This is a genomic window from Chryseobacterium sp. POE27, assembly GCF_039727685.1.
In the GTDB taxonomy this organism is placed as follows: Bacteria; Bacteroidota; Bacteroidia; order Flavobacteriales; family Weeksellaceae; genus Chryseobacterium.
In genome coordinates this window covers 1,960,502-1,982,873 of the sequence record NZ_CP152475.1, presented here as the reverse complement: position 1 = coordinate 1,982,873, position 22,372 = coordinate 1,960,502, and the positions used below count along the sequence as shown (strand labels likewise).

Here is a 22,372-nt window from a genome sequence, read left to right as displayed (position 1 = left end):
TTTGATGGATACAATACAAAAAGAAAAAAATATTGCACTTATTAAAGATGTTTTAAGAAACTATTTGCTTGAAAAAGGTTTCCGGAACACTCCCGAACGATATACAATATTAGAAGAGATTTACAGTATGGATCATCACTTTAATGTGGATGATCTGTATCTTTTGATGCTGCAGAAAAAATATCATGTTTCCAAAGCAACAATTTACAATACCATTGAGATTTTCCTGGATGCAGGATTGATCCGTAAACACCAGTTTGGTGAAAAGACGCTCACATCTTCTTCCTATGAAAAATCTTATTTTGACAAACAACATGATCATCTTGTGATCTATAAAAAAAATTCCGATAAGGAAATTGAGGAGATTATAGAATTTTGCGATCCGAGAATTCAGGGAATTAAAGAGGCTATCGAAGAAGCATTTGGGGTAAAAATTGATTCTCATTCGCTTTATTTTTATGGTACGAAGAATGACTAACTTATCGCTGAGGCTTATTATGGGTCTTTTCATTTGTATTTCTTCATTTATCTTTGCACAGGATAATCCGAAACCTTTGCAAAAGGACCCGTATTTTACGCCCAAAACTGTTCCTCAGAAAAATGCTCCGCCAGCAGAAAAAGTGAAGCATATCCATTCTGATGAATTACGTAAGGATCCGGCAAAGTATGACGGCAACAATTATTTTACTGGAAATGTTCAGTTTGAACATCAGGGTTCTTTACTTAATGCTGATCTCGTGATTGTTTATGAAGGACAGAATTTTGTAAAGGCAATCGGTAATGTAAAGCTTCAGAATGCGGATGGCTCAGTAATCACTGCCGATGAAATGGAATATGACGGTAATACTCAAAGAGGAATTGCCAGAAAAAATGTGATACTTACGGATCCCAAAGGAACTGTGATTAAAACTGAGACGATGTACTACGACAGAGTTTCCAATCAGGCGTATTACAATACTGGAGGGACAATCAACGACGGTAAAAGTACGACGTATTCGAAATCGGCAACCTATTTTCTTACGACACGAACCATCGATCTTTCAGGCAGGGTAAAAATAGAAGATGCACAATATACTCTTGAAGGTGAGAACGTTGTTCAGAATCAGAATACAAACATTGTAGACATCAATGGCCCGACGACCATAACGAATAAAAAAAATCCTAAAAACCGCATTGTCACAGATAAAGGAAATTACAATACAAACACAAAAGAGGCTTTCTTGTATAAGAATTCCAGAGTGTATTATAATGATAAAATCCTTACCGGTGACGAAATGTATTACAACCAGATCACCGGTTTCGGAAAAGCGACCGGAAATGTAACATTGGATGATCCGAATGAAAGAAGATGGATCAAAGGCGGATACGGAGAGATTTATGAAAAGAAAGATTCTGCAATGATGACGAAGAATCCTTATGCAGTAAAAGCGCTGGAAAAAGATTCAATGTACTTTGCTGCGGAAAAGATACTCTCATTTCAGAAGCCGGATTCTGCGAATGCAATGGTTAAAAAAAGTTTCCTGAGAGCATTCAGAAAAGGGAGATTCTACAAATCTAATGCGCAGGGAAGAGCCGATTCTATAGCTTTCAATGAAACGGACGGTGTATTGCATATGTACAGAGAACCGATTTTATGGAGTAACGGAAAACAAGTGACCGGTGATAAAGTAGAAGCCTATTTTAATACTGAAAAAGAAAATATCGATTCTTTAAAGGTGATCGGAAATGCATTTGCCATCAGTAAAGTAGATTCATTGAATATGAAAGATGAATTCAATCAGGTGAAAGGAAAGCTGATGTCGGTATATTATGGTGCAGATAACAATATCAGAGAGGCAAAAGTCATTGGAAATGCACAAGCGATCAGTTATTCTGATGATGAAAATAAAGATACCAAACAAAAGGAAAGAATTGGAATCACCCTCAGCACATGTGGAATTATTGATGCAATCTTTGAAGAGAAGGCGCTATACATTATAGAATGCAATATCGGTGCTGCTTCAGATACGTATCCGATGAGTATGATTGAGCCGGCAAGGCGAAAATTCCCGGATTTTAATTGGAATACTAAAGACCGGATTTTAAAATGGCAGGATATTTTGGTAGACAGTCCGAATTATCCGGAAGTAAAGTACGAATCTGATACCGGTCTTTACGATTCGGCACAGAAAGTGATTGAAGATGAGAAGGCTAAGGAGGAAGCTAAAAAGCCAAAACGCGTCAAGAGATAGACTTATTCTTTATCAAAATATGTACTCACTATTATAACAATAGTGAGTTTTTTATTAAAATTCTGTAGGTCAGTGTTTTAATTTTTTTCTATTTGAAATTCAATTTTTTTTCTTAATTTTTTTAAACTTCTCTAAAATGTGAAATCATTAACTCAATTGGGGTTTAATGATTTTATATCTTGTTAATCAATTGATTGATTTAATTATCATTATTAAATGTGATTTTTTTTTACTAATTGTATATTTGGATTGTTTTTTTACATATATTTGAATTAGGAATTAATTAAGCTATATTAATATTTTGTGATTTGGTGGTGTCGCTTACAGGTTTACTGTAAGCGATTTTTTTATTCTATCGGTTTAATTTCGATGTTTGATGAATGTTTTTTAGCTTTGCTGAAATTTTTCAATAGTATGGAAATGCAAAAAGATTTTTTTAGCTATCAGGCACAGACTACAAAATTTGCGGCTGGGTTTGAAGTGGAAAAAGCAGAAGGAAGTTATATTTATGGTACCGACGGAAAAAAATATCTGGATTTTGTAGCCGGTGTTTCTGCAAATACGTTGGGGCATTCGAATCCGAAAGTAGTAAATGCCATTAAACAGCAGGCTGAAAAATACCTTCATGTAATGGTTTATGGCGAATATGCGCAGGAAAAGCCGGTAGCTTTATGTAAGTTGCTGGCAGAAGCAACTCCGGATCCGTTAGAAGTTACCTATCTGGTAAATAGTGGTGCAGAGGCGATCGACGGAAGTTTGAAACTTGCCAAAAGATATACAGGAAGAGAGGAGATTGTTTCCTTTAAAAATTCTTATCACGGAAATACTCACGGTGCACTAAGTGTTTCCGGCAATGAAACTCATAAGAGAGAATTTCGTCCGCTTTTACCAATGGTAAATTTCATTGAGTTCAATAATGAAAAAGATTTTGACAAAATTAACGAGAAAACGGCTTGTGTAATTATGGAAACCATTCAGGGCGCGGCCGGCTTTCTGGTTCCTGACCATGACTATTTAATTAATCTGAAAAAAAGATGTGAAGAAGTTGGTGCCTTATTAATTCTTGACGAGATCCAACCGGGATTCGGAAGAACGGGAAAATTATTTTCCTTCGAGCATTTTGGAATTGTCCCGGACATTCTGGTAATGGGAAAAGGAATGGGCGGTGGAGTTCCTGTGGGAGCTTTTATGAGTTCAAAAGAAATCATGGAATCGCTGGCGCACTCTCCGAAACTGGGGCATATCACGACTTTCGGCGGAAATCCTCTTATTGCGGCTTCCAGTCATGCAACCCTGAAAGAAGTTCTGGAAAGCGGTTTGATGAATGAAGTTGAAGAAAAGGAACAATTATATAGAGACCTCCTGGTTCATCCTAAAATTAAAAACATCAACGGAAAAGGCTTAATGCTGGCGGTAAATCTTGGATCTCCGGAATACACCCTAAATGTTGCAAAAAAATGTATGGATAAAGGTCTGATTGTTTTTTGGCAGCTTTACAGAAATGAATATCTCAGAATATCACCACCGCTGACGATTTCAAAAGAAGAAATTATAGAGGGCTGTCAGATTATTCTGGATGTTTTAAATGAAAATTAAGGATGTGACACCTTTATAAAAAGACATCGAAAATCTTCGGTGTCTTTTTTATATTGCTTCGTAATGAAGCATTTGTGCTTCATGAAAATATTTCCAGTAATTGATTAAAGTAAAAAGCCATTAAGATTCTCTTATTTTAATGTTAAATCGATCTAAAAAATTATTTAAAAATCTCTGACAAATATCATGAAGATTGTGTAAAAAAAGTAAAGACATTTTTGTGTAATAAAAAAATTAATTTATATATTGCGGGACGATTAAAACAAAGATATATGGCGAAACATAAAGTCCATTACGAATTTCCAATGCATTGCTTATCAGAGATATTGTACGAATATCTGGCAACTGCAGAAGGATTGTCTGAATGGTTTGCGGATGATGTTACTGAAAAAGGTGATGATTTCTTTTTTAGCTGGGGAGGTGGTCCTGCCGAGAAGGCGACTTTAATTAGATATAAGCCTGAAGGTTTTGTGCGTTTCAGATGGGAAGAGGATGAAGGAACGAAACATTTCTTTGAAATGACTATTACAATCGACGATATTACCGAAGATCTGGCTCTGAATATTACAGACTTCTGCGAAGAAGGAGATGAAGAGGAAAATGCTATGTATTGGGAAAATCTTATCGAAAACCTTAGAATAAAATTAGGTGCCGCTTAAACGTAGGCAGTACTGCAGATAAAACTGATGAACGATTTATCGTTCATTATTTTTTTATAAATAAATCAGATTAAATTGGAAAATCAATATTATACATCAGAAGAGTTAAATGTGAAGAACAGAGCGTTTCTTTCAGGCGATGCGGTGAAAGTTTCATTCTTTATAAGAAATGGAAAACTGATCATGGATGAAGAATGTTATTTTTTTCTGATGGCTTCCATGAGAAAAATGAGGATGAATATTCCTTTGTCATACACTTTGGAATTTTTCCAGTCACTTTTCGTACGTGATATTATTGAAGAGAAGGGAATTACAAATGGGATCATCAATTTTCTTGTTTTCAGAAATACAGATGGAATCACCTTGTCTAAGTCTTCTGTTTCTTACTATTACGAAATATTGGAGACGTCCGACATTCTGTCTGTCCATGAAAGATCTTTGGAGATGGATTTAATCAAAGAAATTAATGTTAATAATAATCTTTTGAGCAATATCCGTGTTCACAGCCCGGAAAATATCTTTGGAGAAATCTATGCGCAGGAAAATGATCTTGATGATGTCATTTTCTTAAATCCTAATAAGAGAATTGCACGCGCTTCGTCAGGTAATCTTTTATTTCTGGAAGGTGATGTTATCAAGATCCCGAAACCGACTGAAGGGGCATATATTTCGCCTTTAATGGAAAATTTTATTACCTTTTTACATAAAAATAATCTTGCTGATATTCAGGAGCACGAAATTATTGCGTTTGAATCTCAGAAAGCTGAAGAAATTCTTTTAATCTCCGATGAAAAAGGAATTTTCTCGGTGGGTAAAATAAGAAATAAAACTTTTACGAATACCAGGTTTTTAGAATTGTTGAAAAGCTGGAGAGGAAGTTTCTAAATTGACAAACCCGGTAAACAACAGTTAAAGTCCTTTACCGGGTTTTATTCTGAATAGATCAGAAAATTGTATTTTATTGATTTTCGTTGAATACTTCGATGAATTTTTGAGCAATTTCCTTTTGACCTTTTTCACTGGTCAGATATTTCAGATCATTCGCATTATTGATGAATCCGAGTTCCATAAGAATCGCCGGAACTTTAGATTCTCGCAGGATATGAAGATTTTTTTCTTCAATTTTCTGTACATTGAATTTTCTTGAAATTCTTTCGGCTAAATTTTTTGAAGCCTCAGTATTCTGAGTGTAAATTTCCTGCCCATGCTGTGTGGATTTGGGGTCGGCACTGCTGTTAACATGAAGAGAGATCACCATTTCAGGATTCAGTTTGTTGATCAAAGCTGTTCTGTCTGACAACTGACTATAAGTGTCATCTTCCCTTGTTAAGATAACCTCGTATTGATCCTGAGAAGTATTGAATTTTTGGATTTCTTTTCCGATGTTCAGAACGATATCTTTTTCATAAATACCATTTCTGTTGGCTCCCATATCATTTCCGCCATGACCGGCATCAATGATGATTAATTTTTTATTTACAGGAGTAAAGGACAAAAAAGCTGTAGAAAAAACTGATATAGTAAGTAGTCGTATTCCTTTCATGGCCGTTGAATTTTGGTTTAACAAATAACGGAAATTGTTTAATTAAAATTGGTTAACGTTATCCTAAAGAAATGTTAAAAATAACGCTTTTTTTCTGAATAATTTAATTTAAAGAGATGTCTTCAGGTGAGTTGGCCCACAGTAAATATTCTCCGCCAAGATTCTGCATGATTGATTTCCAGAGCGTCTGGTCATTAGGTAATGTGTAATCCAGATTGTAAACATCTACCACGGTCCATACTTTTCTCTGAATTTCTCCGTCAAGTTGCATCGATGTCCATCCGGAATAGCCTGAAAATATTTTCACATCATTGATATTTAGTTCATTATTCAGAACGGCACTAATGATTTTCTCAATGTCTTCTGTAAGGTAAAAATCTGGCGTGATTTCGATATACGTTTCCGTTACTATTTTTCCTTTTACAATAAAGAAAACTTTGTCATTTTCCACAGGACCACCGTCATATACTTCAATTTTAAATTCAAAAAAATCTTTGAATTTATCACTCATCTGGCCGTTTTTTTTATTTAAAATTAAGCCAAAAGCACCCTGTTCGTTATGTTCTATAACCAATACTACCGATCGGGAAAAAATATCACCGGAAATGTCAGGTGTGGAGATTAATATTTTACCTTTGTAGGAGTAATTCATACTCAAATTTAATAAAAAAAAATTATGGAAAACCTGCACGATAAGAGAAAAGTGTACGAGAGATCCCAACTTATTGAAAGTGAGATAAAACAAAATCCTATTGAACAATTTCGTGACTGGTTTTTAGATGCAGGCGAAAATCCGGCTATTTCAGAGGCTAATGCAATGGCTGTTTCTACGATGGAAGATGATGGCTGCCCGCGTACCAGAATGGTTCTACTTAAGGCTTATACATATGAAGGATTTATTTTTTATACCAATTACGACAGCAGAAAAGGGAAAGCTATAGAAAAGACACACAAGGCCTGCCTTCATTTTTTCTGGCCCAGCCTGGAAAGGCAGATCATTATTAAGGCAAATCTTGAACGTGTTGCGGGAAATCTTAGCGACGGATATTTCCATTCCCGGCCGAAGGGAAGTCAGCTTGGAGCTGTAGTTTCGCCACAAAGCCAGGAAATTCCCGACAGAGAATTTTTGGAAGGTAAGTTGAAGGATCTCGAAAAGCAATATGAAAACGAAGAAGTTCCCCGTCCTGAAAACTGGGGAGGATACATCGCAAAACCTTACGAAATAGAATTCTGGCAGGGAAGGCCAAACCGTTTGCATGACAGAATCATTTATCAACTGGTGGACGGTATTGACTGGAAAATCTCACGGCTTGCTCCATAGTTCAATCTGTCTCCGAAAATATATAATTGATAGATGAGCTGCCCGAAGCTCCCAAAAAAACCTCATCACATGATGAGGTTAATTTTTTTTTAATCTGAATGGATTATTTTTTCTTAACTCCGGAAACTGCATTTGAAAGATCAGCTCCAGCTTTGAATTTAGCAACTTTTTTAGCAGCAATCTTGATTGGTTTTTTAGTTGCAGGGTTAATACCTTGTCTTGCTGCTCTCTCAGCTACTGAGAAAGTACCGAATCCTACTAAAGAAACTTTTCCGTCTTTTTTCTTCAAAGTAGTCATTACATTATTGATGAATGATTCTAAAGCAGCTTTAGCTGCAACTTTAGTGATGCCAGCATCTTTTGCGATTGCGTCGATTAATTCAGACTTGTTCATAATTTTTTTAATATTAAAGTTAGTTCGTAATAATAGCAAATATAATACTATTTTCTATATGTGCAATTTTTTTCTAAATAAATAAATAATTTTTTCGTTTTTTGATGAAATTAGTTAAAATATGATAATTTCAGTTTTAACGTAAAATGTACGTTACACGTTACTAAAATCATGCCAAATGCTTATGTACATTGACTTTATGAAAATAAGGGTATTATTTTATGTATTTGTTAAATCCTGAATTTTAGGTAAAGTAATAAAAGTTTTCACGATATGTTGTTAATTCTACAAATAAAAACTTGAAAAATTATATTTAAAGAAATTAAATTACTGTCTCTCTGATAGTTTTAAAATCATTTTAAAAAATCGTTTTATTGATTTTTATTAATAAATTTGCAGTATGTTAATAGAAGTTTTTAAGTCTAAGATTCACAGGGTGAGAGTTACGGCTTCTGACCTTAATTATATCGGAAGTATTACAATTGATGAAGATCTTATAGAGGCTGCGGGCCTTGTCGTAGGAGAAAGAGTATATATCGTGAATGTCAACAATGGTGAACGTTTTGACACCTACGTGATCAAAGGTAAAAGAAAATCAGGAGAAGTTTGCCTGAATGGCCCTGCGGCTAGAAAAGTACAGAAGGACGACATCATTATCATCATTGCCTATGCGCAAATGACTCCCGAGGAGGCTCAGGATTTTCAGCCGAAAATTGTTTTCCCGGATGAAAAAACGAATCTTTTGACGTAATCTGATGGAGAAAAAAACAAAAAGTCCTTTAAAGTCAGTCCTTACAATAGTAATTTCGCTTGGTTTTGCAGGCTTTTTTTTATGGTTTGCTCTGAAAGGTTTAGACTTTAAGGTTATTCAAAAATCTTTATCAAGGGCAAATTACTGGTGGGTTTTATTTGCCGCCTGTTTCGGGATTGCGGCATATTGGTTCAGGGCAATACGCTGGAATCTGATGCTGGAGCCTATGGGGCATAGTATTTCAAATTCCAATTCACTGTGGTCGATTTCTTTCGGATATTTAATGAACCTTACGATACCGAGAAGCGGTGAGGTGGCAAGGGCGACAGCTTTATACGGTGTAGAAAAAGTACCTGTAGATCAATCCTTCGGAACCATAATTTTGGAAAGAGTGGTGGATCTGGTTTGTATGGTTGCATTTCTGGGGCTGACTTTAGTATTTAAAGGTGAAGCAATTTATTCTTTTTATAGAAATTCCGGAATACAATTTAATCCCAATAAAATTTTAATTATTCTTGGAATCCTGATTCTTGGGACGGTTTTGTTTTTTGTATTTAAAAAGAAATTAGCCAACGTTCCTGTTTTAGATAAAATTATCAGATTTATTGATGGTGTTTTTGAAGGATTGACTTCCATTTTTAAATTAAAACAAAAAGGAAAATTCATTCTTTACACAATAGGAATTTGGGTTTCTTATTATTTTGCGGCATATCTGGTGTGTTTTGCATTGCCGGAAACTTCAGATTTTACTTTTGATGACGGGTTTTTAATACTTGTAGTGGGAACTCTCGGAATGATTATTCCTGCAAGTGGCGGAATTGGGGCTTTTAATCTGGCAATGAAATATGGTTTTATGGCCTTATTTATTTCAATGGGTAAAAGTGGTGAAGTGGGTGGCGAAATAGGATTAACCTATTCATTTATCTCATTACCTTTACAGATTATGATTATGCTTAGTATGGGGCTTATATCAATTCCGATGCTGGCCAGGGCAAGAAATAAGGTGGTCGAAAAATATGAATTTCACGAATGATTTTCTGATAAAATATAATCCGGTCTATTTGATCGGATTTTTTGTTTTGGTAAGGGCTGAATCAGATATTTTTATAATGGAAATATTTGGAAAATTCTTAAAACAGCCATACCTTAGATGAGCAAACGTAAATACTCAATATAATATGGCAATCAACTTACAGAAAGGGCAAAGAATTGAACTCGGATTCACAAAAATGACCATCGGCCTTGGCTGGGATCCGAATGAAGGAACGGGATATGATTTTGACCTTGATGCTTCTGCAATCATGATCGATCGCAACAGGAAGCTGGTAAGTGAAGAATATTTCGTTTTTTACAATAACCTTAATTCTCCTGATGGAGCACTTACCCATACAGGCGACGACCCCAATGGTAAAAGCAGCGATGGCGACGATGATGAAGCCATTATTGTTGATCTTGAAAAAGTAAATCCGGATGTGGAAGAGATCCTTTTTGTAGTAACCATTGAAGATTTCGAAAGACGTAAGCAAAATTTCGGCCAGGTGAGAAATTCCTATATCAGAATTGTCGATACGATAACCAATCAGGAAATTGCAAAATATGAGCTTGATGAAGATTTTTCTATCGAGACAGGAGTAGAATTCGGAAGGCTTTATAAAAGAAGCGGAAGCTGGCGATTTGAAGCTTCAGGAATTGGCTACAGGGCTGATCTTAGCTTTTTTCTTGAGAAATATTACAAAGGACAAATCATTAAATAATCTTAAAGCCAAATCTGGTTTTAATAATTGTAATCAAGTTCAATAACGGAGCCTCTGTAAAATTTTGTAGCATCATAAAGATCTGAAAAATACTGATACATTTCAGGCTGTAAAGTTATACCATATCTTTTCTCATCATAGCCCTTTTCCGCTAACGAATAAAGAATGTTATGATCCTGCTTTAAAAAGTTGAAAAGATATTTTTCTTCAGAATTTGCCATTCCGGTAAAAAATATTCCATAAATCAAGAAATGATTGAAACTTTCTGAGCTGACAATAAATGAAAGCTTAGTCTGTAAATAATCTTCATATCCTGAAAGAATGTGTGAGAAATTCTTAATGCATAAAGAATTTGAAATATCATAAAATATATCAATTCCATGAACAAAAAGTTCAGTTTTCATTTTTTCAGTATCTGCGCCATATGTTTTTTCAAACCAGTCGAAAATACAGATTAATTCTTCTTTTGAAAGACTTTCAATGTTTTCCTGAGTTTTTTTCTTAATAATTTCCAGACTTGTTTTTTTATCTTCTTTCAGGAATTCAATTACCTGATTTTCTTCGCTGCAAAGTTTATTATATAAATTAATCTTTGCGGTAACAGGATTGGTTTTTATGAAATAAAGCTTCTCTGTCATAATATTATGCAACCCTTTGTTTTTTGGTTTTACTAAAGGTAATAAAAATTAAATGAACTAAATCACTAATGATAATGACTTTTAGCGGTATTATATAATTTGAGTTTGATATCGGAAACTATCCAAATTAAATAATAGTATAATTTGATTTTTCCTTGGATATATTTCCGATATCATTATTGTTCTAATTAAATTACCCAAACGCTCTCTTCAACAGGCTTTCCACTTTCGGTTCGCTACCTCTGAAGTTTTTATATAATTCCATCGGATCTTTTGTGCCGCCGGAAGAAAGAAGGATTTTGTATTTTGCGGCAATTTCAGGATTGAAAATTCCGTTTTCTTTAAAATACTGAAACGCGTCGGCATCCAGAACTTCCGCCCATTTGTAAGAATAATATCCTGCAGAATATCCACCTTGGAAAATATGTGAAAAGCTTGGACTCATCGCTGTTTCAGGGTTTGCGGGGTAAAGCTGGGTTGCTTTTGTGTACTCGTCTTCAAATTCTTTCACTGTTTTGCCGGTCAGCTCTCCGACTTTAGTATGATAATTCATGTCCAGTAACCCAAAACCAATTTGTCTCAGGGTTTGGTAGCCTTCCATGAAATTTTTTGACTGTGCGATCTTTTCAATTTTTTCATCAGGTAAAATTTCTCCTGTTTTATAATGTTTGGCAAAAGTTTTCAGGAATTCAGGTTCGTAGCAGAAATTTTCAAGAAACTGCGACGGCAATTCCACAAAATCCCATTTTACAGAAGTTCCGGAAAGGCTGGGATATTGTGTATTAGCCAGCATTCCATGAAGGGCGTGACCGAACTCATGGAACAGTGTTGTGACTTCCTGGAACGTTAATAAACTCGGTGTCTCTTTCGTAGGTTTGCTGAAATTACAAACAATTGAAATATGCGGGCGGGAATTTTCACCATCTTTCTGATACTGATTTTTATAGCTCGTCATCCATGCGCCGGCTCTTTTGCCTTTTCTCGGGAAATAATCTACATAAAGCAGAGCTTTGTAGCTGGTTGCTGGTTTTTGGTTGTTGGTTTCTTTTACTTCGTAAACTTTCACATCTTCATGGTATTTCGGAATGTCATTTCTCTCCTCAAAAGTCAATGCAAAAAGTTTATTGGCTAATCCGAAAACAGCATCCTGAACCTGTTCCAGCGGAAAATAAGGTTTTAGTTCTTCATCATTAAGATCAAACTTTGCCTTACGAAGTTTTTCGGCATAGAAAGTATGGTCGTAAGCCTGCATTTCTTCAATTCCGTCAGCCTTTGCCAAAGATTTCAGCTCTTCGATCTCTTTATCGGCAAAAGGTTTGGCTTTAGTTAAAAGTTCGTTTAGAAAGTCAAGAACTTTAGCCGGGGATTTTGCCATTCTTTCTTCCAGTACATAGTCTGCATAGTTTTTATAACCTAATAGTTCTGCTTTTTGCTGTTTTAAACTAAGAAGTTCTTTAATGAGATTCTGATTGTCAAATTCTCCGCCGTCAAAAGATTTTTTACCGTTTGCTAATGCAATTTCCTTCCTCAGTTCACGGTTTTCTGCATAGGTCATGAACGGAATATAACTTGGATACTGCAAAGTCACCACCCAACCGTCAAGATTTTTTTCTTTTGCTTCTTCAGCATATTGTTCGAGAATGGCATCAGGAATTCCTGCCAGATCTTCTTTTTTTGTGATGTGCTTAAAATAATTGTTCGTTGAAGCCAGTACATTTTGCCCGAACTGAAGAGATTTCAGAGATAAATCCATACTTATTTTCTTCAGCTTTTCTTTGTCTTCTTCATTTAGTAAAGCACCACTTCGCACAAAACCTTTGTAGGTTTCATTTAAAAGCATTTGCTGTTCTTCGTTCAGATTGTATTGATCCTGTTCGTTGTAAACCGTTTTAATTCTTTTAAATAAAGCTTCGTTTTGAGAGATTTTTGATGAATATTCCGTTAAAATCGGCGAAACTTCCTGAGCGATTTGTTGTAATTCATCATTTGTTTCTGCAGAATTTAAATTGAAAAAAATATTGGAAACCACATCCAGCTGTTCACCGGAATAAGCGAGTGCTTCAATTACATTTTCAAATGTGGGGCCTTCCGGATTATTGACAATCGTATTGATTTCTTCTTCAGATTTTTGAATTAATTCTTTAAAGGCAGGAAGGAAATCTTCATTTTTGATAGAACTAAATGGTGCGGAATGATATGGTGTAGTAAATTTTTCTGTTAAAATATTCATTTTTAATTTCTTTTAATTATTGTAAATGTAGCAAATCATCGTGATTTCCTGAATGCTATGCTCAAAAATAGTGCCCGTGCAAAATGATATGACAAAATTGTTTAATTTTATTAATCTTGTCATATGCGAAGTTCAGATGAGTTCAGATTGGTTAATTTTGACATGAACTGTCAAGTTTATTTTAAAAGTTGAATTGTATTTAAATTATACCTTACTATGAAAACATTTTTAAAAATTATCGGAGGAATTCTTCTTCTTATTGTTGTATATGCGCTGATTGCGATGGTGGCTTTCGGTAAAGTGTATCGTTACGAAAAATCAATGGTGATGAATGCTCCCGTTGAGAAAGTATGGATGCAAATAAGTTCTATGAAAGCTTTTAATCAATGGAACCCATGGATGAAACTAGACCCGGGAATGAAAATTATCTATGGCGGAAACTCGGGTAAAGTGGGGGATAAATATTGTTGGGACAGCAAAGATGACGAAGCCGGAGCGGGCTGCCAGGAAATCAAAGAATTGGTTGTCAACAAAAAGCAGAAAACAGAGATGATCTTTATAAAACCTTTTGAAGGGCAGGCAATCTCTGAAATCATATTGACTCCCGAAGGTAATGCAACCAAAGTAACCTGGACTATGGAAACCGAACAGGATGCTATGATGAAAATAATGCGGCCTTTTATGGATTATCAGATGGGGAAATCTTATCAAGAAGGTCTTAGCAACCTGAAAAATTTGGTTGAAAAATAAGATGGAGCTTCAATACATGGATTTTTGCAAAGAATTAAATTCTTAAACTTTTTATAATTTTTTGCAGACAAAAAATAGAATTATTTAAAAAATATTATCTTTATGTAAAAAGATCTGATGTATGGAGAAGATAGTATTTGAGAAAAACAACATAAGAGATTATGTAAAAACCGTGATTGCCGAAAAAATTGAAAGACTGAAAAACTTTATCGAGTTTACCCTTGAGGCTAGTCGCGATATAAAAAAGACTCCGAAATATGACAGTATGCGGGAAGAAATGCAGGAGGAAATTTACCAGATGCAACGTCAGTTGGGAGCTTTGAATGATCTTAAAAGGAATATGGCTAAGGTTCTGAACAATTCTACGGAAAGGGTTCAGTTGGGTTCTTTGGTGATTACCAACAAAGCCAGATTTTATATTTCGGTTTCTTTGGGCGAATTTTTTTTTGAAGGTGACAGATTCTACGCCATTTCTGCGGAAAGCCCGATGGCGAAAAAGATGATGGGTATGAAGCCCGGAGATGAATTTACTTTGAATAAGATTCATCAGAAAATTGTAGAAGTACTTTGATTTTATAATAACCCCCAAAATTTAGCTTCAAATTTATTTGAAGTTTTATTTTTATTTAGTACCTTGCAATACATATTATATTACATTAACTATTATTATGAAATTCGAAAAACTAAGAACAAACAGATTCAATCAATGGATTATTATTAATCTCCGCTATCTGGTAGGATTTGCTTTTTTCCCTTCAGGACTTGTAAAAATTGCAGGAGAAAGGTTTACAGAAGTCTCCACTGCAGAACCGATCGGGTATTTTTTTGAAGCCTTGTACCAGTCAGGTTTTTACTGGAACTTTTTAGGTCTTGCTCAGGTTGTTGCAGGAATCCTATTAATGACCCAGCGATTTGCCGTACTTGGAAACCTGATTTTTCTGGCGATTTTGAGCAATATCTGGATGATAACCATTAGTCTTTCATTCACGGGGACATGGGTTATTACAAGTCTTATGATGATTGCGGTTATCATCATGCTGATTTGGGATAAGCACAAACTATCACCGATTTTTAGCTATAATATATCATGTATTGTCAAGGGATATCCAGATCCCGAACGCTCATGGATTGTTGCCGGAATGATATATGCTTTCTGTTTCATAGCCATATTTCTGCTTGGGCCAGTAAACGACAGTTTATATGCAAAGTGGGGTTCTGTGCTGTTGGGCATTATTATTTTCTTCACATTTATCATCAGTAATTATAAAGCCTATAAAAAAAGAAAATTGATTCTAAATATTAAAAAGGCAGACAAAGAATAATCGGATTACAAATTGTAATTTTGTTGAATGAATAAAGCAGAAATTTTAAAAGAAATCATAGAGCAAAGAAGAAGTATCTTTCCTAAAGATTATACAGATAAAGAAATTTCTCAGGAAATCCTTGATGAAATTTTAAATTCGTCGGCATTTGCTCCCAATCATAAGCGTACAAAACCATGGCGTTTTAAAGTATTCAGAGGAAATGAAAAAGCAAAATTAGCCTCAGAAATGCAGGCTATCTACAAAGCTGCTCAGCCCGGACATCTTTTTCTTGAAAAGAAATATAATGACATTGGTTTTAAAATCAATAAAGCAGATACTGTAGTTTCGATTGTTGTCAATTTTAGCGGGATGGTTCCGGAATGGGAAGAAATTGCTGCCGTTTCAATGGCCGTTCAGAATATGTATCTTACTTGTACAGCCAACGGAATCGGTTGTTACTGGAGTTCTCCAAAAATCGTCGATCACCTGAAAGAATTTCTTACGATTGAAGAAAATCAAAAATGTTTGGGATTGTTTTATATGGGGAATTTAGAATAAAAAAATAAATATCTATAATAATTTGATTTTGATTAAAAAATAAAGCAAATTTTTAATTTTGATTGATAATATTTTTTATCAATTTTAATTTAAAGAAAAATATCAAATCTGCTTCATTGTGAGGCAGATTCGTTTTTTTTGGCAGTTGAAAATAATTATGTAATTTCAAATAATTAAAAACAAATTTTATGAAAAAAAAATTACTAATTCTTAAAACTGTATCCGTCGTTCTTGTTAGTGTTTTCAATATTCCGGTCAAAGGACAATGCGCAAATCCGGCCAATGTGTATTCTTTTAATTATAATGGAAAAACGTATCAGGTCGTTAAAGAGAAAAAGAATTGGATTGACGCTGCGGCTTGCGCAGTGGAAAAAGGAGGATTTCTGGCTGAAATTAATGACCAGAACGAGCAAGATGCTGTCTTTTCAGGAGTACAGAATGCCGGGATTGTCAACAGTAATACTATGGCACCAGATGGAGGAGGAGCTTCCTATGTATGGTTGGGAGGAAATGATATAACCGTAGAAGGAACGTGGATATGGGATGGTAATAATGATGCGGCAGGATCGCAGTTTTGGCAGGGTGACTATACGGGAAATCAGGTTGGAGGACTCTACAACAACTGGGGAGATGAGCCGGACAACTACAATTCTTTTCAGCATACTTTAGGGCTTGCTCTTACTGATTGGCCTTTTGGAACAGCTGGGGAATGGAACGATATCTATCAGAATAACACATTGTATTATGTTATTGAGTACAATACTCTACTAGGGACTCAGGATCTGTCGGATCCTGCTGAAAATCTTACTATACATCCCAATCCTGTTACGGATTTTCTTACCATTGACAGCAAAAATAATAGGAAAGAAGTTTTGGTAACAGATGCTTCGGGGAAAAGAATTAAATCAATCTCAGGCAAAGATTTATCCAATAAAATAGATTGCAGAGATTGGAATGCCGGAGTTTATTATCTAAAGATATATTATGAAAATAAAAAACCATCATTATATAAGGTGATAAAAAAATAATCTTAAAATTATCATGCACACGTGTATTGGATTTTAAAATTTTATGTATCTTTGCACTCTTAAAATATTTAACTGGGACGAGTTCCCGTAAAATTCAAACATTATGTCAGTAAAAATCAGATTACAAAGACACGGATCAAAAGGAAGACCTTTTTTCCACATCGTGGTTGCAGATTCCAGAGCAAGAAGAGATGGTAAATTCATCGAGAAATTAGGAACTTACAACCCAATTACTAACCCTGCAACGATCGATTTGAACGTTGATTCTGCTGTAAAGTGGTTAAACAACGGTGCTCAGCCAACTGATACGGCAAGAGCTATTCTTTCGTATAAAGGTGCTCTTTACAAAAAACACCTACAAGGTGGTGTTGCTAAAGGTGCTTTTGATGAAGCTGAAGCTGAAAAAAGATTCAATGCTTGGGTAGAAGCTAAAGAATCTAAAGTACAAGGTAAAGTAGAAGGTTTATCTAAAGCTCAGGCTGATGCTAAGAAAGCTGCATTAGAAGCTGAAGCTAAAGTAAACGAAGCTAGAATCGCTGCTGTAGCACAAGCTGAAGCGGATGCTAAGGCTGCTGAAGAAGCTGCAAACGCACCTGCTGAAGAAACTGCTGCTGAAGGAGAAGCTGCTGCTGAATCTACAGAAGAAAACACTGAAGCTTAAAAAATCTCCGTATGCGTAAAGAAGATTGCTATTTATTAGGAAAAATCACACGCAGACACGGACTTGCGGGAAACGTTATCCTTAAACTGGATACAGATCAACCCGAGCTTTACAATAAACTGGAATCAATATTCGTTGAAATCAACGGATTATTGGTTCCTTTTTTTATTGCTAAAACAGCTAGGAGCAAAACTGATGCTCTCAATATTTTATTTAAAAATTCTACGGAAGCCCTTGTGGATCAGTCTTTAGGTAAAAATGTTTATTTACCGCTGTCTACATTGCCAAAACTTTCAGGTAAGCAATTCTATTATCACGAGGTAATCGGTTTTACGGTTTTTGATCAGGAGAATAACAATTGTGGAATTATAGAATCCGTTAATGATCAGACTGCTCAAAACTATTTCGTTACCAATTTCGGAGGAAAAGAAATTGTAATTCCTATCATAAAAAATTGGATCCTTGAGGTAAACAGGGATGAGAAATTCATTAAAACTGAACTTCCGGAAGGACTGATCGATGTTTTTTTTGGTTTCATCCAAGAAGGATGAGTAATCTGAATTCAGCAGTGTTTTCGAAAGTCAGATTTCCAGTTTTCTTATAAGGCTTTCAATTTTCTCATACATTTTATTGAAAAATATCTTTCTGTCACGGTTTCCGGACGTATTGAGCGATTTTGAATTCTTGATCTGGTGTTCAAAATAATTTTTTTGTTTCGTCACATGTTTTGATGTCATTAATTAAAATATATCCAAACATATTCGTAGGCAACGCAAAAAGCGACTGTTTCGGATGATGAAAAAAGATGTCGTTGGAAAGATGCATTAATTCATTTTCGTACAGATGAAATTTAGAATTGTTTTCTGTTTTCAGCTCAATGTATTCGATTAGTTCTTTCAATTCTTCTAAAATAATTTGTGCTTCATTTTTTTTCAAAAGTCCGGTTTCATAATAGAATAAAATCTGCTGCAAAATACTGGAAACTGTCATGTCATTCCATAATTCTACAACATTTTGCTCTTCATATTTTTTTCTTAGTTCTTTGGTTTTAGATTCAAAATTCGGTGGTGAAAACTGTAGGAAAGGTACGAAAACTTGTTTTGCATTCAATAAATTCATCCAGACATAAATTTTGAAACGGGAAAGCAATGTATCCGAAAGTGTATAAAAAAACGGAATATCTTTGGCTGAATAATAAATTGTCATTGCATCGGAAAGTGGCAAATTTTCAAACACACCCAGATTATTTCTGAAAAAAGACTCGAGGTCTTCTGTTTTGGTAACAGCTGATGTTTTTCTTACAACAATTTGCTGATCGGATGAGATAAACTGATCCAGTGAAATTTGATAATATTTTGCAAGCTCCAAAGCTTCTTCAAAACTGAATTTAGCTTTCAGTGAGGTTCGCCTATGCGCTGCATCATAGCTGATTCCCAGAATATTGGCTATTTCGTCATTTAATGAACTGTCTCCGATTCTTCTTCGTATTTCTCTGAGTAAAAATTCCTGATGCATATCTTTTGTGATTTTCACAAATGTACTTATTTATTTTAATTTTTTTTCGCATTTAATTTTGTGTTTTCTGCAGATAATTTTGATGAATAATTTTAAAATAATGAGCTATGAAAAAGTATCTTATATTTTCAATACTTATCTCAATTCTTAATTCTTGTGCGACTTTCAGCAGAAAAATGATTAAAGATGACTTATCAGTAATTACAAAAGAAAATGTTTCGGTAATCGATGGAGAATATGATTTTAAAGGATATGAACATATTAATTCCGCAGGGAAAATATCTGAACAGACAAGAGATTTTGCAGGAATGATGGATTTAACAAATACCAAAATTGCTGATTATGATAAAGTTGTTATAAAGTCAAAAGCATTAGATAAAAAGAAAAAGTATAAATTAGAATTTAAACTATTGAAGAATGATTCTGTAAAATATTCTTTTACATATAACGGAACGCTTAAAAACGGACTGTTTATGCTAAGCAATTACACTTCAAAATGTCACGGAATTCCCTTTTTACTCGGAGGATGTCGGAGTTTTCAAAGCAGAATCGGTCTTACCGGTCAGAAAGATCTTTTGATTCAGGATTATTATGATAATAGTGGGGCGGCTTTGTTCATTATGTGGGCAGGTTACACAATTAATTATGCTGAAAAATTTAAAAGAATTCAATAAAATTACCATGAAAATAGTACCATATTTATTAATTGCCATACGGTTTATTTTTGCGCCGATTATTATTTCTTTAGCCTATTTCAAAGGCGAAGAATCCCAATTTTTAATTTTAATATTCATGTATTTTGGATTATTGACCGATATTTTTGATGGAATAATTGCCCGAAAAGTCGGAATTTCATCTGAAAAATTAAGAAGGCTGGACAGTCAGACTGATTTAATTTTCTGGCTTTCATTAGGATTTGCAGTGTACTTTTTAAATCCTGATTTAATAAAAGATGAATGGATAGGTGTTCTTTTAATCCTGAGTATGGAAGCGCTTTGCTACATTATAAGCATTTTGAAATTTAAAAAAGAAACCTGTACTCATGCCTTTTTGTCTAAAATGTGGGGACTAAGCCTGCTGATTGCTTTCACTTATCTCATCGGCTTTCAACAGACGGGATGGGCCTTTTATCTAAGTGTTGTATTAGGGTTTATTTCTCATATTGATGTGATTATGATTGTCTTACTACTTCCTAAATGGCAATATGATGTTCCGAGTTCCTACCACGCATGGAAGATCAGGAAAGGGAAAAGTAGAAAAAAGACTATTTTTTTTAATTGATATCTTTTAAAGTATAGTTTTAATTAAATGATTTTTTAAAAAAGACAGTGCAATCACCAAGTTGCGCTGTTTTTTTGTAACTTTGCACTCATTAATTTTTACACAAAAATTTTAATCAACAAATGAAAAAGCAAACCATTAAGGAGATTCTAGGAGATTACAAGAAAGTATTACATCATGACATTACGGTTTACGGCTGGGTAAGAACATTCCGTGCCAATCGATTCATTGCGCTTAATGATGGTTCTACGATCAATAATTTGCAGATTGTTGTTGATTTTGAAAATTTCGATGAAGAAATTATCAGTAAAATCAGTACGGCTGCCTCTCTGAAGGTTGTTGGCGAAGTCGTTGAAAGCCAGGGTGCCGGGCAGAGTGTTGAAATTGTAGCTAAAAAAATTATTATTCTGGGAGATAATTTCACTGAGGAAAGAGACAAAACAATTCTTCAGCCTAAAAAGCACTCTCTGGAAGTTCTTAGAGATCAGGCACATTTAAGGTTCAGAACAAATCTTTTTGGTGCAGTTTTCAGAGTGCGTCATGCAGTGAGCTTTGCCATTCATTCATTCTTTAATCAAAACCAGTTCTTTTATATCAATACACCAGTTATCACAGGAGCTGATGCAGAAGGAGCAGGTGAGATGTTTGGAGTAACTAATTTCGATTTAAATAACATTCCGAGAGATGAGCAGGGAGATATTGATTTTTCCCAGGATTTTTTCGGTAAAAAAACAAACTTAACGGTTTCCGGACAGCTGGAAGGCGAAACTGCAGCGATGGGATTGGGAAGAATATATACTTTCGGGCCGACTTTCCGTGCAGAAAATTCAAATACAACAAGACACCTTGCAGAATTCTGGATGATTGAACCGGAGGTTGCTTTCAATAATCTTGAAGATAATATTGATCTGGCGGAAGATTTCCTGAAATATGTGATTCAGTATGTTTTGGATCACTGTAAAGATGATCTGGATTTCTTAGATAAGCGTTTTGAAGAAGAACAAAAATCAAAACCTGAAAAGGAAAGAGCAAAAGAAGGTCTCATAGAAAAGCTTGAAAATGTTGTTGCTAAACGTTTCAAAAGAGTTTCTTATACGGAAGCAATTGAGATTTTATTAAATTCAAAAGAAAATAAAAAAGGAAAATTCCAGTATCCTGTTGAAAACTGGGGAACCGATCTTCAGTCTGAACATGAAAGATATCTGGTTGAAAAACATTTTGAAAGTCCGGTAGTGTTATTTGATTATCCTAAAGAGATTAAAGCATTCTACATGAAGCTTAATGAAGACGGTAAAACTGTTGCGGCAATGGATGTTCTTTTCCCGGGAATCGGTGAAATCATCGGCGGTTCTGAGAGAGAAGCAAGATTGGATGTTTTAAAGCAGAAAATGGCAGATATGCATGTTGATGAACACGAGCTTTGGTGGTATTTAGACACCAGAAAATTTGGTTCCGTACCGCATGCAGGATTCGGATTAGGATTGGAAAGATTGGTTCTTTTCGTAACGGGAATGACAAACATCAGAGATGTGATTCCTTTTCCGAGAACACCTAAAAACGCAGAATTCTAAAATATTTATTCTTAAAAATACTGAAATCCTTCTGAACAAAACAGAAGGATTTTTTTTATTAACTTTACTAAAATTTTGGAAATGAGTACAATTACAATACATACGGATAATGAGAATCAAATTAATTTGCTAAAGGCTCTTTTAAAGGAATTGAAAATTAATTTTGAAATTGATAAAGAGGAAAATCTAACGGAATGGCAGAAAGAAAAAATTTTGAAAGGAATGTCGGATATTTCTGAAGGAAAATTTTCATCAAGCGAATCAGTTGCTGAAAAGGCCAGAAAATGTTTAAGATAATTTGGTCACATCACGCTGAATGTGATTATATTGATATTTTGGAATATTGGATCAATCATAATAAATCAAATAAATACTCTACTAAATTAATCAATGAAGTTGAAAAGAAAGAAAAGCTTATTTCTAAAAATCCAAATATTGGTTCTTTATCAGAAATCGAAGGAGTACGCTATGTACTGATAAAAATTTTTCTCTTTATTACAGAATTAATAAAGATATTATTGAAATTCTCGCATTCTGGGACAACAGAAGAAGCCCTGAAAAACTTCAGTTTTGAATAATTAAAAAGC

General features: G+C 34.6%; 27 protein-coding genes. 21 read left to right on the top strand and 6 right to left on the bottom strand.

Annotated elements, in window-relative coordinates:
• Window positions 1–4: 4 nt before the first annotated feature.
• The 5 genes from AAHI02_RS09365 (at window position 5) to AAHI02_RS09345 (ending at window position 5,371) form a co-directional block, all read left to right on the top strand.
• Window positions 5–478: a transcriptional repressor gene (locus AAHI02_RS09365; RefSeq protein ID WP_042720826.1), complete on the top strand. Its 474-nt coding sequence runs from the start codon at window positions 5–7 to the stop codon at window positions 476–478.
• Window positions 471–2,231: an OstA-like protein gene (locus tag AAHI02_RS09360; RefSeq protein ID WP_346986412.1), complete on the top strand. Its 1,761-nt coding sequence runs from the start codon at window positions 471–473 to the stop codon at window positions 2,229–2,231. The genes AAHI02_RS09365 and AAHI02_RS09360 overlap by 8 nt, the downstream gene beginning before the upstream one ends.
• A 420-nt stretch (window positions 2,232–2,651) precedes the next feature.
• The gene (locus AAHI02_RS09355) at window positions 2,652–3,827 is read left to right on the top strand and encodes an aspartate aminotransferase family protein (RefSeq protein ID WP_346986411.1); all 1,176 of its coding nucleotides are present in this window, start codon (window positions 2,652–2,654) and stop codon (window positions 3,825–3,827) included.
• 272 nt (window positions 3,828–4,099) lie between these two features.
• Window positions 4,100–4,486, top strand: a complete 387-nt coding sequence (locus AAHI02_RS09350) for an START-like domain-containing protein (protein ID WP_029294636.1) — start codon at window positions 4,100–4,102, stop codon at window positions 4,484–4,486.
• A gap of 75 nt (window positions 4,487–4,561) precedes the next feature.
• Window positions 4,562–5,371, top strand: coding sequence for an aminotransferase class IV (locus AAHI02_RS09345; RefSeq protein WP_346986410.1), 810 nt, complete (start codon window positions 4,562–4,564; stop codon window positions 5,369–5,371).
• Between the two features lie 73 nt (window positions 5,372–5,444).
• On the opposite strand, the gene AAHI02_RS09340 is transcribed toward AAHI02_RS09345, so the two are convergent.
• Both AAHI02_RS09340 and AAHI02_RS09335 read right to left on the bottom strand, forming a co-directional pair.
• A complete protein-coding gene (locus AAHI02_RS09340) occupies window positions 5,445–6,029 on the bottom strand; it encodes an N-acetylmuramoyl-L-alanine amidase (RefSeq protein WP_346986409.1) in 585 nt (194 codons plus the stop codon).
• 103 nt (window positions 6,030–6,132) lie between these two features.
• Entirely contained in the window at window positions 6,133–6,681 is a 549-nt protein-coding gene (locus AAHI02_RS09335) for a YqgE/AlgH family protein (RefSeq protein ID WP_346986408.1), read from the bottom strand.
• Between the two features lie 24 nt (window positions 6,682–6,705).
• On the opposite strand from AAHI02_RS09335, the gene pdxH reads away from it, so the two are divergent.
• On the top strand, window positions 6,706–7,350 hold the full coding sequence (gene pdxH, locus AAHI02_RS09330; RefSeq protein ID WP_346986407.1) for a pyridoxamine 5'-phosphate oxidase: 645 nt from the start codon (window positions 6,706–6,708) through the stop codon (window positions 7,348–7,350).
• Window positions 7,351–7,453: 103 nt separating this feature from the next.
• Here pdxH and AAHI02_RS09325 read toward each other — a convergent pair whose 3' ends face one another.
• The gene (locus AAHI02_RS09325; protein ID WP_346986406.1) at window positions 7,454–7,744 is read right to left on the bottom strand and encodes an HU family DNA-binding protein; all 291 of its coding nucleotides are present in this window, start codon (window positions 7,742–7,744) and stop codon (window positions 7,454–7,456) included.
• A 400-nt stretch (window positions 7,745–8,144) separates the two neighbouring features.
• On the opposite strand from AAHI02_RS09325, the gene panD reads away from it, so the two are divergent.
• The 3 genes from panD to AAHI02_RS09310 all read left to right on the top strand — a co-directional run bounded on the left by panD (window position 8,145) and on the right by AAHI02_RS09310 (window position 10,249).
• Window positions 8,145–8,495: an aspartate 1-decarboxylase gene (panD, locus tag AAHI02_RS09320; RefSeq protein ID WP_072954497.1), complete on the top strand. Its 351-nt coding sequence runs from the start codon at window positions 8,145–8,147 to the stop codon at window positions 8,493–8,495.
• Between the two features lie 4 nt (window positions 8,496–8,499).
• Entirely contained in the window at window positions 8,500–9,528 is a 1,029-nt protein-coding gene (locus tag AAHI02_RS09315) for a lysylphosphatidylglycerol synthase transmembrane domain-containing protein (RefSeq protein ID WP_346986405.1), read from the top strand.
• 145 nt (window positions 9,529–9,673) lie between these two features.
• Window positions 9,674–10,249 (top strand): TerD family protein, encoded by a 576-nt coding sequence (locus AAHI02_RS09310; RefSeq protein WP_346986404.1) that lies wholly within the window; start codon window positions 9,674–9,676, stop codon window positions 10,247–10,249.
• A gap of 20 nt (window positions 10,250–10,269) precedes the next feature.
• Here AAHI02_RS09310 and AAHI02_RS09305 read toward each other — a convergent pair whose 3' ends face one another.
• Together AAHI02_RS09305 and AAHI02_RS09300 are read right to left on the bottom strand one after the other, a co-directional pair.
• A complete protein-coding gene (locus AAHI02_RS09305) occupies window positions 10,270–10,887 on the bottom strand; it encodes a hypothetical protein (RefSeq protein ID WP_346986403.1) in 618 nt (205 codons plus the stop codon).
• A gap of 193 nt (window positions 10,888–11,080) precedes the next feature.
• Entirely contained in the window at window positions 11,081–13,117 is a 2,037-nt protein-coding gene (locus AAHI02_RS09300) for a M3 family metallopeptidase (protein ID WP_346986402.1), read from the bottom strand.
• Between the two features lie 216 nt (window positions 13,118–13,333).
• On the opposite strand from AAHI02_RS09300, the gene AAHI02_RS09295 reads away from it, so the two are divergent.
• The 7 genes from AAHI02_RS09295 (at window position 13,334) to rimM (ending at window position 17,969) form a co-directional block, all read left to right on the top strand.
• Window positions 13,334–13,867: an SRPBCC family protein gene (locus AAHI02_RS09295; RefSeq protein ID WP_346986401.1), complete on the top strand. Its 534-nt coding sequence runs from the start codon at window positions 13,334–13,336 to the stop codon at window positions 13,865–13,867.
• 121 nt (window positions 13,868–13,988) lie between these two features.
• Entirely contained in the window at window positions 13,989–14,438 is a 450-nt protein-coding gene (locus AAHI02_RS09290) for a hypothetical protein (protein WP_346986400.1), read from the top strand.
• A 97-nt stretch (window positions 14,439–14,535) separates the two neighbouring features.
• Window positions 14,536–15,189 (top strand): DoxX family protein, encoded by a 654-nt coding sequence (locus tag AAHI02_RS09285; protein WP_346986399.1) that lies wholly within the window; start codon window positions 14,536–14,538, stop codon window positions 15,187–15,189.
• 27 nt (window positions 15,190–15,216) lie between these two features.
• A complete protein-coding gene (locus AAHI02_RS09280; RefSeq protein ID WP_346986398.1) occupies window positions 15,217–15,729 on the top strand; it encodes a nitroreductase in 513 nt (170 codons plus the stop codon).
• 188 nt (window positions 15,730–15,917) lie between these two features.
• A complete protein-coding gene (locus AAHI02_RS09275) occupies window positions 15,918–16,757 on the top strand; it encodes a T9SS type A sorting domain-containing protein (protein ID WP_346986397.1) in 840 nt (279 codons plus the stop codon).
• Window positions 16,758–16,860: 103 nt separating this feature from the next.
• Window positions 16,861–17,418: a 30S ribosomal protein S16 gene (locus AAHI02_RS09270; RefSeq protein WP_346986396.1), complete on the top strand. Its 558-nt coding sequence runs from the start codon at window positions 16,861–16,863 to the stop codon at window positions 17,416–17,418.
• An 11-nt stretch (window positions 17,419–17,429) separates the two neighbouring features.
• Complete coding sequence (gene rimM / locus AAHI02_RS09265; RefSeq protein WP_346986395.1) at window positions 17,430–17,969, top strand: ribosome maturation factor RimM; 540 nt, start codon at window positions 17,430–17,432, stop codon at window positions 17,967–17,969.
• Between the two features lie 145 nt (window positions 17,970–18,114).
• Here rimM and AAHI02_RS09260 read toward each other — a convergent pair whose 3' ends face one another.
• Window positions 18,115–18,951 (bottom strand): helix-turn-helix domain-containing protein, encoded by an 837-nt coding sequence (locus AAHI02_RS09260; RefSeq protein WP_346986394.1) that lies wholly within the window; start codon window positions 18,949–18,951, stop codon window positions 18,115–18,117.
• A gap of 89 nt (window positions 18,952–19,040) precedes the next feature.
• Here AAHI02_RS09260 and AAHI02_RS09255 point away from each other — a divergent pair, with 89 nt between their 5' ends.
• The 5 genes from AAHI02_RS09255 to AAHI02_RS09235 all read left to right on the top strand — a co-directional run bounded on the left by AAHI02_RS09255 (window position 19,041) and on the right by AAHI02_RS09235 (window position 22,363).
• Entirely contained in the window at window positions 19,041–19,607 is a 567-nt protein-coding gene (locus tag AAHI02_RS09255; protein ID WP_346986393.1) for a hypothetical protein, read from the top strand.
• 7 nt (window positions 19,608–19,614) lie between these two features.
• Window positions 19,615–20,214, top strand: a complete 600-nt coding sequence (locus tag AAHI02_RS09250; RefSeq protein ID WP_346986605.1) for a CDP-alcohol phosphatidyltransferase family protein — start codon at window positions 19,615–19,617, stop codon at window positions 20,212–20,214.
• A gap of 122 nt (window positions 20,215–20,336) precedes the next feature.
• Window positions 20,337–21,785 (top strand): asparagine--tRNA ligase, encoded by a 1,449-nt coding sequence (asnS, locus tag AAHI02_RS09245; RefSeq protein WP_346986392.1) that lies wholly within the window; start codon window positions 20,337–20,339, stop codon window positions 21,783–21,785.
• Window positions 21,786–21,866: 81 nt separating this feature from the next.
• Window positions 21,867–22,082, top strand: a complete 216-nt coding sequence (locus AAHI02_RS09240; RefSeq protein ID WP_346986391.1) for a DUF2683 family protein — start codon at window positions 21,867–21,869, stop codon at window positions 22,080–22,082.
• The gene (locus AAHI02_RS09235; RefSeq protein ID WP_346986390.1) at window positions 22,070–22,363 is read left to right on the top strand and encodes a type II toxin-antitoxin system RelE/ParE family toxin; all 294 of its coding nucleotides are present in this window, start codon (window positions 22,070–22,072) and stop codon (window positions 22,361–22,363) included. Before AAHI02_RS09240 ends, AAHI02_RS09235 begins: the two co-directional genes overlap by 13 nt.
• Window positions 22,364–22,372: the final 9 nt, after the last annotated feature.